Origin of the sequence: Microbacterium sp. TS-1 (assembly GCF_000509385.1) — a bacterium.
GTDB lineage: Bacteria > Actinomycetota > Actinomycetes > Actinomycetales > Microbacteriaceae > Microbacterium > Microbacterium arborescens.
Map to the genome: position 1 here is coordinate 211,321 of NZ_BASQ01000002.1, position 13,271 is coordinate 224,591.

The following is a 13,271-nucleotide window of genomic DNA, read 5'->3' on the forward strand; positions in this document are numbered from 1 at the left end:
TCACCGCCTTTCGCGTCGGCTCGGCGACCGTCAGCGCCCCGGCGTCGCGACGGGGGCCGGGCGGCGCACGAAGAACGTCAGCACCACCGCCGCCGAGGCGATGCATGCGCCGGTGACGAAGGCCGTGTGCACGCCCGAGGCGGTCGCCGCGACGGCATCCGCCCCGCCTTCCGCAGCCGCGGCTGCGCCGACCGACATCAGCGTCACGAACAGCGCGGTTCCCGCGGCACCGGCGACCTGCTGCAGCGTGCTGACCGTCGCACTGCCGTGCGAGTAGAGACGCGTCGGCAGCGATCCCAGCGCCGAGGTGAGCAGCGGCGTGAAGACGCAGCCCAGGCCGAGGTTGAGCCCCATGTGCACCGCGATGATCCAGGCGATCGGGGTACCGACGCCGAAGGTCGTCATGCCCCACAGCGCCGAGGCGGCGACGATCATGCCCGGGATCACGAGCGGCGTCGGGCCGAACCGGTCGAACAGCGCACCGACGACGGGAGCGATGAGCCCCATGAGCACACCGCCGGGCAACAGCATCAGGCCGACCGTCAGGGTGTCGAGCCCCAGAACCTGCTGCAGGTAGATCGGCAACAGGATGAGCGACCCGAACAGAGCCGACATCACGACCACGACCAGCACGACGGCGAGGCTGAACGACCGCGACTGGAACGTCCGCAGGTCGAGCAGGGCCGCGTCGGTGCGCTGCAGCTTCAGCTGACGCGTGACGAAGGCGGCGAGCGAGAGGGCGCCGATGACAAGCGGGATCCAGACGGGCACCGGTGCGTGGCCGGTCGCCGACTCCCCGATCGAGCTCAACCCGAAGATCAGCCCGCCGAAGCCGAGAGCGGAGAGCACGACGGATCCGACGTCGAAGCGCGCCTCGCGCGTCTCGGTGACGTTCTGCACCCAGATCGCGCCGAGGCCGAGCGCGAGCAGCGCGATCGGCAGCACGAGCCAGAACATCCAGCGCCAGTCGAGCACAGACAGGATCAGACCCGACACGGTCGGGCCGATCGCCGGGGCGACGGCGATCACGATGCTGATGACGCCCATCATCCGTCCGCGACGGGCGGGCTCGACGACGTTCAGCACGGTCGTCATCAGCAGCGGCATCATGATGGCCGTGCCGGACGCCTGCACGACGCGTCCGGCGAGCAGCATGCCGAAGCCGGGCGCGAGCGCGGCGATGAGCGTCCCGGCGGCGAACAGCGACATCGCCGTGAAGAAGACGCCGCGGATCGGGAATCGCGCCAGCACATAGCCGGTCAGCGGGATGACGACGGCCATCGTCAGGAGGAAGCCGGTGGTGAGCCACTGCGCAGTCGCCGCGGTGATCTCGAGGTCGACCATGAGCCGCGGCAGGGCGACGCTCATGATCGTCTCGTTGAGGATGACCACGAACGCCGATGCGACGAGCAGGGCGATGACGGGGCCGGTGCGCACGGATGTCGTGCGGGGAGGGGCCGATGTCGGGATGGCGGAGGTTTCGGGATGCTGCTGCTCGAGTGTCACTCACTGATCTTATGGCAGTCTCTGCCACATTGGCGCTGTGCGACACTTATCTCATGGAGCGCGAACGCGATCAGGCCGCCGCGGTCGCTGACGAGCATCCCGCGGGCCTCCGGGAGCGACGACGTCAGGAGACCCAGCGCGAGCTGTCGGACGCAGCCCTCGACCTCTTCGAGCAGCACGGAGTGCACGGCACGACGGTGGACGACATCGCGCGCCGCGCAGGCACGTCGCAGCGCACCTTCTTCCGCTACTTCGCGACGAAAGAGGCTGCCGTGTTCGCGAGCGCCGACGACTCGGCGCGCGTCGTCGGCGACGCGATCGATGCCGTACGTGCGGGAGCCTCCGTGGTCGAAGGCATCGAGCGCAGCTGGCTGAAGCTCCTCGACCGCTTCGACGCGCATCCCGACGAGCACATCCGCGCTCTGCGCATCCGCCGCCTCGTCGGTTCGGAGCCGTCGCTCCTGGCCGTCGCGTTGCGCAATGAGGCTGAAGAGGTCGAGCAGCTCACCGACGCCGCCGTCGATGCGGCGGGGGCCGACGCCGATGTGCTCGCCGCTCGCGCGGCCGTCTCGACCATGGCGCTCGTCCTCCGGCTCACGATCGACGAGTGGGTACGTCGCGCCGAGCTGAACGAGCGCGCGAGCGTCCGCCAGATCTACCTCGAGATGCGCCGCGGCGTCGCGACGGTGGCCCGCGACCTCGAGGCTCATCCCCCGCATCTCGGCTGACCGACCCCGGCCTCTTGACCGAGGTCCCACTTCGGCCGGCAATACCGTCGGGAAACCCGGCTCACGTGGGACCTCGCGGTGGACCGATCCCCGCCTGCTAGCCTGGATCGGTGGGTTACTTAATTGCAGCGCCCGTGATGGCGCGCACCTTCACGTTCCGCGACCGCCGCGCCTGACGGCGCGTACGGCATCGCTGGTCTGACCGCGCCGTCCTTCGAGATGTCTTCTGCACCTCGGACGGGCCTCTTGCTTGCCTCCCCGCACCCGGGGTGCTCCCCTCGAACATCGGAGCACACCCATGCCTCGTTCCCGCCATGGCGGACGCCACGAACTCGGCCAGAACTTCCTGACCCATCGCCCCACCCTCGACACCATCTCCTCACTCGTCACCGCCACCGACGGCCCGATCCTGGAGCTCGGCGCCGGTGACGGTGCACTCACCCGCGTTCTCGCTTCGTCCGGCCGCGCACTGACTGCCATCGAGATCGACGAGCATCGCGCGCGCCGACTGTCGCGCGCCCTTCCGGAGGTCACCGTCATCGCCGACGATGCGTTACGGCGACGGCTGGATGCTCCGGTCGTCGTCGGCAATATCCCGTTCCACCTGACGACACCGATCCTGCGCCACCTTCTCACCGATCCCGGCTGGCAGCATGCGGTGCTCGTGACGCAATGGGAGGTTGCGCGGAAGAGAGCGGGGGTGGGCGGCCGAACCATGATGACGGCGCAGACCGCTCCCTGGTTCGACTTCGCCCTCCACGGGCGCGTGCCGAACTGGGGCTTCGACCCCCGCCCGTCGGTGGATGGCGGCATCCTCGCCATCACGAGACGAGCATCGCCGCTGCTTCCCGAAGCCGAACGTCGCAGCTACGAGTCGTTCGTACGCACGATGTTCACGGGGCGCGGGCACGGCATTGCGGGCATCCTCCGGGTGTCGGTCGGCGCGAGCGCCGCGACCGCCCGCGGAGCCTGCCGCCGTGCCGAGGTCGCCCCCGACGCCCTGCCGCGCGACCTCACGCCACGGCAGTGGACCGAGCTGTGGCGCGCGCTGCGGGAGTGCCGGCGAACCCGTCAGGAGCGCACGCGCTGAGGCGATCCCGCGCCGCGGGTGCGTCGCCGCGGCGCGCGTGCACCGCGGCGCAGGGTCGCCGGCCGAGCTGCTTCGGCGACGGCCGCAGCAGCCGCGTCGGGCGAGGCGTGGGTGCCGAGGTCGGCGCCGTGGCCGCTCTCGGCGTCGAAGGTCGCCGGCATCGAACCGGTGGTCACGAATCCGGCGTACTGGCCGTCGAGAGTCGCGACGAAGAAGTCGGCATCCGCCTGTCGCCAGACGAGCGAAGGCGCGGAAGAAGAAAGAGTTGAAAGCACGATGTCCTGAGAACGAGCGCGCACAGCACGGTGCGCGGAGAAAAGATGAGGGCTGGATGAACCAGTGATCGCGTCGGACGATCTGCTCGACGGTGAGCCAGGCGAACGACACACGAGCCCCGAAGGGACGTTTCAACGCTAGCACGCTCCCGCCGGGCGGGGGCCGGACGCGGTCAGCCTCGCCAGCGGCCGATCACGTCGCGGAGTCGGACGATCGCGGCGGTGACGAAGTCGGGGTGTGCGCGGTACCAGTCCGCGTGGGCCTCGGCGACCAGTTTCGGATCGACCTCGACACCGTCGACGATCCACGAACCCTGCGGCGGATCGGAGAGCTCCCAGGCGTCGGCCACCCACTCCTCGAGCGGGGCCCGAACCGCGTTCAGCAACGGCCGCCCCGGATCGGTGGGAACACCCGGCAGGCCGAGGGTCGCCAGCACACGCTCGGCGAGAGGCAGCCACACGACGTTGCCCGGGTGATTGACGGTGCGCATCAGTTCGGCCGACGCGGGCCGCAGCAGATCCGACACGGCGACGTCGATCGACTCCTCGCGACGACGCAGCTCGGCCAGCGAATCGCTCGCTACCTGCCGCACCGCCCGGCTGTCCAGCCGCGGAATTGTCGGAAGCCCGGCCGCCGCGGCGAGAGTGCGGATGTCGTGGTAGGCCACGATCGGCGGCACCTCTTCGATCCCGTCGACGTGCAGCGCCGCCTGGAACGGATGCAGCCCCGCGTAGCGGACGACCGGGAAGGTCACCAGAGGCGCGGACGGAGCGAGGGATGCCGCCAGCTGACGCGTGCCCAGGCGCAGGCCGTGGTAGTCGTCGCGCACGGGCTGAGCGACGAGGAAGGAGGCCCGGGGCAGCAGTTCATGCAGGCGCTCGACGTCGGCGGCATCCATCTCGTGAACCGGAGGCACCCGGACCGTCGGGCGGTCGGGGGCGTCGAGGACGATGCGCATCGACTCGGCCTGGCAGTTGCCGACGACGAGCCCGAAGCCCTCGGGCGGTTCGACTTGCCGGAAGGGGGCGGGGGCATGAGGCATCCCTCCACTGTGACCCGCGGCCTCGACCGACGCCGGTGTTTGCCGTCAGGCCCCCGGATGCGCTAACGCCGACCTGGCCCGGTGACGACGCACCCCGTCGCGATTCGCGCAGCGCACCGAGCAGTAGCGCTGCCGCCCGTTACGGGTCACGTCGACCACGACGTTGCGGCAGGGGTCGCCCGGAAACCGTCCGGCGGCGCACCGCGACAGACGGCCCATCCCCCGCGTCGTCACATGGAGCGCGGTGCCGACGGCGATGACCGCGCGGAGCACCTGCGGCAGGCGCTGATCGTCGTCGCGGTAGTGCAGGTGCCATTCGCCGTCGTGGTCGGTCAGCCGGGGATACGCCGTCGCCGCCGCCATCAGCCGGTTCAGCAGCCTCGCGCGTTCCGCCGCCGTCTCAGCATCGACCACTTCGAGCCACGAATCGATCACCGCCCGGGTCGCCTCGAGGTCGGACGGCGCCCCGGGCGCGTACACAGCGGTCATGCCGTATTCGTACGTGCGCGCCACGACGCCCTCGCGGTCGCTCGGCCAGTCGTTCGCGAGCGATGCGGCGAGAAGAACCGCGTACTCACCGTAAGGGTTGAGCTGCATAACGACATTACACCACGATCGAATCATGTCGCCGCCCTCCCCTGCATCCCCCACCGCTCCGCTGCCGTCCCGTACTCATGAGCACGGCTGGACGACCGAGTCGGCGCATCGCACATCGGACGGCCTCGTCCGTTACGTGCGGTGCGACGGATGCGGCGCCCGACGTGTGGACCTGCAGGCGACGGCATCGCGCCCGCCGGTCGCAGAAAGCGCCGAAATCGGTCAGCCGATTTCACCCGGATGAGTGAGACGCCACCATTCCGACGGCGGTTCGATGTCACCGTCGAGCACGACCGGCACCGTGACCGACTCGGGACCGGCCGTCCACGTGATCTCACCGAGCACCTCGCCGTCGGTCCAGTCGCGTGGCTCGCGCACGTCGCCGGTGACCGCTATAGGCGTGTCGGACCAGGTGCGCAGAGACGCTCCCTTCGCCAGCACCACCCGCACCGAGCTGCCCCACGCCGTCGTGTAGATCCCGAGCTGCTGCCCGTGCTGCGCGACCGCAGTGACGTGGAACCCGTCGGCGAGACGCTGCAGAACACCGAGAACACTGGCGGCGACGCCGCGCTGGGATGAGCCGCCGAGCGCGACACCGACGACGCTCAACGGCTCGGGAAGCCCGACATCGACGGTCGCCGTGTAGAGCAGGTTCGCACCGCTGTCGTCGAGCGTGCCCGTCTTGAGCCCCGTGATCCCGCTCTGACCGAGGAGGCTGTTGGTGTTCGCCATGGCCCCCGGCCCCGGCAGATTCAGAGACGGCGTCGCGGCGATCGCTGCCACCGTCGGATGTGCCGCGGCGATGCGACCGAGTGCGATCAGGTCGCTCGGGGTGCTGGTGTTTCGGGGATCCAGCCCCGTCGGCTCGACGACGCTCGTCCGCTCCAGGCCGTTCGCCGTGAGCCACCGGTCGGCGGCGGCGCGGAAGCTCGACACCGAACCGAAGGCCCAGACGGCGATCGCCTCGGCGTAGTTGCTCGCAGACGGGATGAGCATCGTCGCCAGGGCGTCGCGCAGCGACAGCGAACTGCCGATCGGCATGGGAGCGATCGTCGCATCGCGGACGAAATACGCGTCGTAGAGGGCGTGGTCGTCACGGTCGAAGGTGAGCGTGGGCCCCCGGTCGCCATCGGCGATCGGGTAGGCGTCGAGGACCACCAGTGCCGTGATGACCTTGGTGATGCTGGCGATCGGTCGAGGGTCATCACCGCCCTCGACCATCCAGACGCCGGCCGCCGCCGAGCCGAGGTACGCCTCGGCGCCCGCAACGGACAGCGCCGCGGACCCGTCGGCCGTGAAGCCGATGTCGACGGGGGTCGGCGGCACGGGTGCTGGCGGGATCGAGACCTCCCCCGCGGCCGGCCTCAGCGGAGCCGTCAGCGCCCATGCGGCGTATCCCCCGGGCGCGCCGAGAACGATCGCCGTCGTGATGCCCGCGGCGATCCATCCGTTCCGGCGACGGCGGCGGCGCCCGGTCGCCACCTCTTCCGCAGTCATCGAGAGCTCAGGAGCGGAGGTCGAGAAGAAGGCCCCGAAATCGTCGAGGTCGTCGCTCACCGAGTCGCGTCGCGTCATCGCGGTCCCTTCGTCATGGCGCCCATCTTCACGCAAAACGTCATCCTCATGGATGATTCGCGACTCTCAGCGAGCCCATAGTGTTGAGGCGTTCTTGAAACAAGGGGGTTGCACGTGCACCGCAAAACACTACGTTGGGCCGCTCCGGCGGCGGTCGGCCTGGTCTTCGTCTTGGCGGGCTGCACGGCCGCGGACGGCTCCGTCGACAGCGCCGAGGATTCGCCGCTCACCGAGTACTTCTCGGCGTTCTACGGCGGCGAGATGAGCGAGGAAGAGCAGCAGGCGCAGTTCGAGACGCAGAACAAGCAGCGCGAGGAGCTCGTCGCGCAGTGCATGCAGGACGAGGGCTTCGAGTACATCCCCGCCCCCTCCACGATGACGTTCAGCTCGGGCACCGAGTGGAAGCCCGAGGACCGCGAGTTCGTGGCGCAATGGGGCTACGGTGCCGTCGAGTATCCGGACGCGGACGAGCAGCCCGAGCCCGAGCAGATGACGCCCGACCCCAACGCGGATTACGTGATGGCGCTCTCCGAGTCGGAGCAGGCCGCCTACTACGAGGCGCTGTACGGCCCGGGCCCGACCGAGGAGGAGATGTCCGAGGACGGGTCCTACGAATACAACTGGGAGACGTCCGGCTGCAACGGCTGGGCCGATCACGAGATCAACGGCGACGACCCTCTTCAGTCCGACGAGTTCGCCGACCTGATGGACGCCGTCACGAAGTTCTACGAGTCCTCGGCCACGCTTCCGGCCATGGTGGACCTCGACCGCGAATGGGCCGCGTGCATGGATGCCGCCGGGTACCCGGGATTCGCCTCGCAAGCGGATGCGCAGAACTCCATCTACGAAGAGCTGAACGGCGTCTACGAGAACTCGACCGAGACCGGCCCGGATCAGGCGACCATGGACGAGATCCACGAGCGTGAGGTCGAACTGGCTCTCGCCGACCTCGACTGCCGCAAGGAGACCGACTACCGCGCCAAGTACCAGAAGGCGCAGTTCGCCGCCGAGGAGCAGTTCATCGCCGATCACAAGACGGAGCTCGAAGCGATGAAAGCAGCGGCTGAGCAGGCTCGCCCGTGACCGCAGATCCCGCGAAGGACGGCACGACCGCGGCCGATGACTCGTTCGACGAGCTCATCGCCGACCCCGCCGCCCCCGCGCCGACCGGCGGGGGCCGGCTCGCGGTGTGGCGGTCGGTCGTCTCACGCAACCGCGTGCTCTGGATCTCCGCGGCGGTCGCCGTCGTGGCGCTCGTCGGAGGGCTGCTCGTCGGCCGGTTCGTCATGGCGCCCGCCTCGGCGGCTGCCGACGACGCGCCGGCACCCGGTCTCGTGACGGTTCCGGTGGAGTTCGGCCCCCTCAGCAACGACGTCACGATCCGCGGCGAGGTCGGGTTCGCCGACCCCGTCGAGGTGAAGATCGACACGTCCGCGATCTCGGGACCGGCCGTCGTCACCGGCCAGGTTCCGGCGCTCGGAGCCGAGCTGACCCAGCTCTCCGTCGCTCTCGAAGTGGCAGGGCGTCCCGTCATCGTGCTCCCCGGCGAGCTCCCGGCCTACCGAACCTTGCGGTTCGGCGTGGCCGGCCCCGATGTCGTGCAGTTCAAAGAGGCCATGCGCGCCGTCGGCATCGACGCCGGAGACCCGGGCAACGACGTCTTCGACGAGCAGGCCGCGACCGCGGTCACCGCGCTGTACGCGGCGGTCGGCTACACCGGCCCCGAGTCGGAGGACGACGGCGACAACGCGGTGCGTTCGGCGCAGGAGAGTGTTCGGTCCGCCGAACAGGCGCTGTCCGCGGCGCGCGCAGCGCTGGGCGCAGCGGGACGGGACGGCAACGCCATCGCGCGCGCCGACCTCGAGGTCGCGAACGCCCGTGCTGTTCTGCAGGGGGCACGCGACAACGGCGCGTCATGGGACGAGATCGTCGCAGCCCAGAACCAGGTCGCGACCGCCGAGCTCGCACGTGAGCAGCTGAACGCCGCACCCGATACGAGCAGCGAGCGGGCCGCGGTCGACGCCGCGGCGAGCCAGCTCTCGCAGGCGCAGGACGACCTCGTGCGCGCCCGCCAGCAAGCCCTGCCCGCCCTCCCCGCCGGAGAAGTGCTCTATCTGACGGAGCTGCCCCGCCGCGTCGACGCGGTGACGGCCGAACGCGGCAGCATCCTCTCCGGCGCGGCGATGACCGTGTCAGGGGCGACCGTGGCGCTGACCGGCTCCGCGGCGGAGGCGGACGCCAAGCTGCTCACGGTCGGCTCGACCGCGAGCTTCGCCCTCCCCGACGGGGCAGAACATGCCGCCACCGTCACCGCCGTGGAGGCGGGCGCGGGCGGCGAGAGTCGGTGGAAGGTGAGCCTCGAGCCGGCGGAGCTGACGCCCGAGCAGATCTCGCAGCTCCAGGGCACGAACGTGCGCGTCACGATCGCCGTCGGGGCGACGGCGGGCGACGTGCTGAGCGTTCCCGCGGCGGCGCTGACGGCTGGCCCCGGCGGCGAGACGCGCGTCGAGGTCGTCGACGGCGACCCGCGCGACCCCGATGCCCGCACCCGGCTGGTCGTCGTCGAGACCGGGCTGTCGGCCGGCGGGGCCGTCGAGGTGCGTGCCACCGAGGGCGAGCTGGCGGAGGACGATCTCGTCGTGGTCGGGCGATGACGGAGGCGGCCGCCGTCCTCTCGGACCGCTCGACGGCGCCGGACGGGAGCGACGACGTCATCCGATCGGATGAAAAACCGCCGGTTATCGAGCTGCGCGACGTGACGAGATCCTTCCCCGGGCCGCCCGAGGTACAGGCCCTGAAGGGCATCAACCTGACGGTCTCCGACGGCGAGTACGTATCCATCGTCGGACCGAGCGGTTCGGGCAAGTCGACGATGCTCAACATCCTGGGTCTGCTCGATCGCCCGACCGTGGGCGAGTACCGCCTCGCGGGCGAGCTGACGGGCGGATATACCGAGGACGAGCGAGCGGCGGTGCGCGCTCGTCGGCTCGGCTTCGTGTTCCAGGCGTTCCACCTGATGCCGCGGCGAACCGTGCTCGAGAACGTCTCGCTGCCGATGCTCTACAGCGGAACCCCGCGCGCGGAGCGCACCGAACGGGCACGAGCCGCGCTCGAGCGCGTCGGCCTCGGGCACCGTGTCGACTTCCGCCCCGGACTTCTCTCGGGTGGTGAGCGCCAGCGCGTGGCGGTGGCACGTGCCGTCGTGACGCAGCCGCGGGTGATCCTCGCCGATGAGCCGACCGGCAACCTCGACCAGGCCACGACGGCGGACATCATGGCGTTGTTCGAAGAGCTGAACGCGGGCGGGCTGACGTTCGTCGTGATCACGCACGACCAGGGCGTGGCCGACCGCGCGGCGCGACGTATCCGCATCGCCGATGGCCGGATGAGCGAGCTGAGCTGATGACGGGATTCTGGAAGAGGCTCCGGGCGCGGCGGTCTCGTCGCGCCGTCGATGCCGAGGCCACGACGACGGCGGTCGCCGAGGCGCGCCAGGTTCCGCGAGCCGACCGGTTCGGCTTCGGCGACCTCGTGCTCGAGGCGACGACCGACATCGGCTCACGCCCCGGCCGCCTCGTCATGACCGTCATGGGAACGGTGCTCGGCATCGGCGCGCTCGTGGCGACCGTCGGCTTCGCGCAGACAGCGGCCGGGCAGATCGCCCGACAGTTCGACGCGGCTGCTGCGACGCACCTGAGCATCGGTCCGGCCGAAGCGCAGGCTCGGGGCGGGCAGCGCGTTGCCACCGCATCGCTGCCGTGGGACGCGCCGGCACGGCTCGAGAGGCTCGCCGGCGTCGAGTCCGCCGCTGTGCTGGCCCCCGTCACTCTGCGGGAGAACTCGATCACCGCCGTGCCCATCAACGACCCTTCCATCGCGGCCGCCGCTCCCCCGGCGCTCTTCGCCGCCTCCGGCGAGATCCTCGACACGCTGGGCGGGCACATCGTCACGGGCAGATCGTTCGACGAGGGGCACGACATGCGCGGCGACCGGGTGGCGATGCTCGGCTCCCGGGCCGCGGAGCGTCTGGCGATCAACCGTGTCGACACGCAGCCGTCGGTGTTCATCGGCGGGGTGGCCTACGCCGTCGTCGGAATCTTCGACGAGCTCGACCGCCGCGCCGAGGTCGTCGATGCCGTCGTGATCCCCACGGGGGCTGCGCGGCAGGACTTCCAGCTCGCCTCGCCCGGCGACGCGATCGCGCGCATCGTGGTCGGGACCGGTCCGCAGCTGCGCGAGCAGGCCCCGCTGGCTCTCGCCCCCGACGCGGTCGACACGCTCGAGGTCAGTGCGCCGCAGGGCCGCTCAGATCTCGCGCGCGACGTGCAGGGAGACGTCAACGTGGTCTTCCTCATCCTCGGCGTGATCGTCCTGCTGGCCGGCGGGCTCGGGATCGCGAATGTGACGACCCTGTCTGTGCTCGAACGCACCGGCGAGATCGGCCTCCGTCGTGCCCTCGGGTCCACCGGGAGGCAGATCGCCGGCCAGTTCGTCGTCGAGTCGATCGTCATCGGACTGCTGGGCGGCCTGATCGGGTCGGCCCTGGGCGTCTTCGCCGTGCTGGGCGTCTCCATCGCGCAGCAGTGGTCACCGGTGCTCGATCCCTGGGTCGCTCTCGGCGGCACGGTGCTCGGAGCCATCATCGGCCTCGCGGCGGGCGGCATCCCGGCTCGACGGGCCTCGCGTATCGAACCGGTCGTGGCGCTGCGCGGCAATGCCTGACCGTTCTCGCGCATAGCGCGCACCGGGCGCGAGCGCCAGCCCTCTCCGCCGCGAATCGTGCGGGTCTACCGTTGCTGGCGGTGGGGACGGGCGAAGACGAGGACGCGGGATGATCGACGGTGTCGCGAACGATGATGCCGTGCTGCCGGGCGCCCTCCTGGCAGGCCGGTATCGGGTGGTCGAGCCGATCGGGTCGGGCGGCATGGCGCGGGTGTTCCTGGCTCGCGACGAAGCCCTCGGGCGCCCAGTCGCAGTGAAGGTCCTACGGCCCGAACTGACCGACAGCGCCGCGTCGGATCGGGCGGCGATCGAGACACGACTGCTCGCCTCGCTCAACCACCCCGGCCTGGTCACGCTGTTCGACGCGCACCTGAACGACGAGCCGCGGTTCCTCGTCATGGAGCACGTGGTCGGGATGACGCTGTCGCAGCGCATCGCGGCGGGCGTCCTCGATGACGGCGAGCTGACCGCGCTCGGCTCTCAGCTCGCCGATGCCCTCCATGTGGTCCACGACGCGGGGATCGTGCATCGCGATGTGAAGCCCTCGAACATCCTCCTCGCGCGGTCGACCGTGCCCGGGGTCCCTCTGCGCGCGAAGCTCGCCGACTTCGGCATCGCGCACCTCCTCGATAGCGACCGCGTCACCTCGCCGAGCCTGCTGATCGGCACGGCCGCCTACATCGCTCCGGAGCTGTTGCACGGGGCGGATCCGGCACCCCCATCCGATATCTACGCTCTCGGGCTGGTGCTGGTCGAGGCGGCGACGGGCGAGCGTGCGTTCGCCGGGTCCGACGGCAATCGCGGACAGCTGCTCGCGCGACTGTCGCGCGACCCCGACATGCCCATGCTTCTCGACCACCGCTGGCGCGATCTGCTGTGCGCGATGACGTCGCGCCGACCGGAGGACCGCCCGACCGCCCTCGAGGTGATGTCGAGCCTGAGCCGGCGCGCGCCCGGCACGCCGGTCGGCGCGGCGCTGGTTGCTGGCGCGGCGGAAATGAGCGGGCACGAGACGCAGGCCGCATCCCGAGCCGCTCAGGCCGATGTCGCGACGGCGACATGGCCCGTCACCGCCTCGCGAGCGATCGACGTCAGGGCCCTCGACGCGCCGGTCCCAGCGTCCGCCGCCGTGCAGGCACGCGGCCCGAGCGTGGAATCGGGGACCGAGCCGATGTTCGTGGGCCCGAGTGTTCCGGCCGCTGCAGCACGGGCATCCGAGCGTCGGCCCCGGTCACGCCGTCGCCGACGTCAGCGGACGGCGATCACCGTCGGCGCCGTCTCGATCGGAGCGATCGGGGTGGCGCTCGCCGCGCACCTGATGCTGGCACCGCCGCCCACTCCTCCGACGACGGACGTCCCCGTGCCTGCGGTGGTCGAGACCCCCGCAGGCAGCCCGACGGAAGACACAGGTGGCGTCGAGTCGCCACCGGACGAGGTGACGACGGCGACCGAGACGGTCGTCTCGTCGGACACGGGCGACGTCGCCGGCACCACGCCGCCTGCTGACACCACGCCTGCCGAGATCGCGCCTGCCGACACCACACCGCTGGAGACCATCCCGGCCGAGACCGTGCCCGTCGGGGCCACGACGGTCGACCCGCCCGCCGGCCCCGCCGAGAAGAACGGTTCGGCCCGGGGCTCCAACAGCGGCAACCGGAACGGGCCCGGTGCCAACAGCGGCAAGGGACCATCGTCGCCGGGCTCGGGCAAGCCGGAGAACCCGGGCGGCTGAGGC

12 protein-coding genes are annotated in these 13,271 nt (G+C 70.8%); 7 read left to right on the forward strand and 5 right to left on the reverse strand.

The features are described 5' to 3' along the window. Nucleotides 1-30: 30 nt before the first annotated feature. The gene (locus MTS1_RS13680; RefSeq protein ID WP_023954977.1) at nucleotides 31-1,506 is read right to left on the reverse strand and encodes a DHA2 family efflux MFS transporter permease subunit; all 1,476 of its coding nucleotides are present in this window, start codon (nucleotides 1,504-1,506) and stop codon (nucleotides 31-33) included. A gap of 53 nt (nucleotides 1,507-1,559) precedes the next feature. Between MTS1_RS13680 and MTS1_RS13685 the strand changes: the two genes are divergently transcribed. Both MTS1_RS13685 and erm read left to right on the forward strand, forming a co-directional pair. Next, nucleotides 1,560-2,234, forward strand: coding sequence for a TetR family transcriptional regulator (locus MTS1_RS13685; RefSeq protein WP_036305885.1), 675 nt, complete (start codon nucleotides 1,560-1,562; stop codon nucleotides 2,232-2,234). 298 nt (nucleotides 2,235-2,532) lie between these two features. Continuing rightward, a complete protein-coding gene (gene erm, locus MTS1_RS13690; protein ID WP_023954981.1) occupies nucleotides 2,533-3,324 on the forward strand; it encodes a 23S ribosomal RNA methyltransferase Erm in 792 nt (263 codons plus the stop codon). Here erm and MTS1_RS13695 read toward each other — a convergent pair. From MTS1_RS13695 to MTS1_RS13710, 4 genes are all read right to left on the reverse strand, one after another. Continuing rightward, a complete protein-coding gene (locus MTS1_RS13695; protein WP_023954983.1) occupies nucleotides 3,306-3,599 on the reverse strand; it encodes a hypothetical protein in 294 nt (97 codons plus the stop codon). The two genes, erm and MTS1_RS13695, sit on opposite strands and share 19 nt — an antisense overlap. Nucleotides 3,600-3,772: 173 nt before the next feature. After that, entirely contained in the window at nucleotides 3,773-4,642 is an 870-nt protein-coding gene (locus tag MTS1_RS13700; protein WP_023954985.1) for a WcbI family polysaccharide biosynthesis putative acetyltransferase, read from the reverse strand. A 45-nt stretch (nucleotides 4,643-4,687) separates the two neighbouring features. Further along, on the reverse strand, nucleotides 4,688-5,239 hold the full coding sequence (locus MTS1_RS13705) for a CGNR zinc finger domain-containing protein (protein ID WP_023954987.1): 552 nt from the start codon (nucleotides 5,237-5,239) through the stop codon (nucleotides 4,688-4,690). A 222-nt stretch (nucleotides 5,240-5,461) separates the two neighbouring features. Then, complete coding sequence (locus tag MTS1_RS13710; protein ID WP_023954989.1) at nucleotides 5,462-6,814, reverse strand: D-alanyl-D-alanine carboxypeptidase family protein; 1,353 nt, start codon at nucleotides 6,812-6,814, stop codon at nucleotides 5,462-5,464. 114 nt (nucleotides 6,815-6,928) lie between these two features. Between MTS1_RS13710 and MTS1_RS13715 the strand changes: the two genes are divergently transcribed. The 5 genes from MTS1_RS13715 to MTS1_RS16725 all read left to right on the forward strand — a co-directional run bounded on the left by MTS1_RS13715 (nucleotide 6,929) and on the right by MTS1_RS16725 (nucleotide 13,268). Beyond that, nucleotides 6,929-7,897, forward strand: a complete 969-nt coding sequence (locus MTS1_RS13715; RefSeq protein ID WP_023954991.1) for a hypothetical protein — start codon at nucleotides 6,929-6,931, stop codon at nucleotides 7,895-7,897. Continuing rightward, nucleotides 7,894-9,468: a hypothetical protein gene (locus MTS1_RS13720; RefSeq protein ID WP_023954993.1), complete on the forward strand. Its 1,575-nt coding sequence runs from the start codon at nucleotides 7,894-7,896 to the stop codon at nucleotides 9,466-9,468. Before MTS1_RS13715 ends, MTS1_RS13720 begins: the two co-directional genes overlap by 4 nt. 101 nt (nucleotides 9,469-9,569) lie before the next feature. After that, complete coding sequence (locus MTS1_RS13725) at nucleotides 9,570-10,217, forward strand: ABC transporter ATP-binding protein (RefSeq protein ID WP_370576225.1); 648 nt, start codon at nucleotides 9,570-9,572, stop codon at nucleotides 10,215-10,217. Next, the gene (locus MTS1_RS13730; protein WP_023954997.1) at nucleotides 10,217-11,536 is read left to right on the forward strand and encodes an ABC transporter permease; all 1,320 of its coding nucleotides are present in this window, start codon (nucleotides 10,217-10,219) and stop codon (nucleotides 11,534-11,536) included. The genes MTS1_RS13725 and MTS1_RS13730 overlap by 1 nt, the downstream gene beginning before the upstream one ends. Nucleotides 11,537-11,645: 109 nt before the next feature. Next, the gene (locus MTS1_RS16725; RefSeq protein ID WP_023954999.1) at nucleotides 11,646-13,268 is read left to right on the forward strand and encodes a serine/threonine-protein kinase; all 1,623 of its coding nucleotides are present in this window, start codon (nucleotides 11,646-11,648) and stop codon (nucleotides 13,266-13,268) included. Nucleotides 13,269-13,271: the final 3 nt, after the last annotated feature.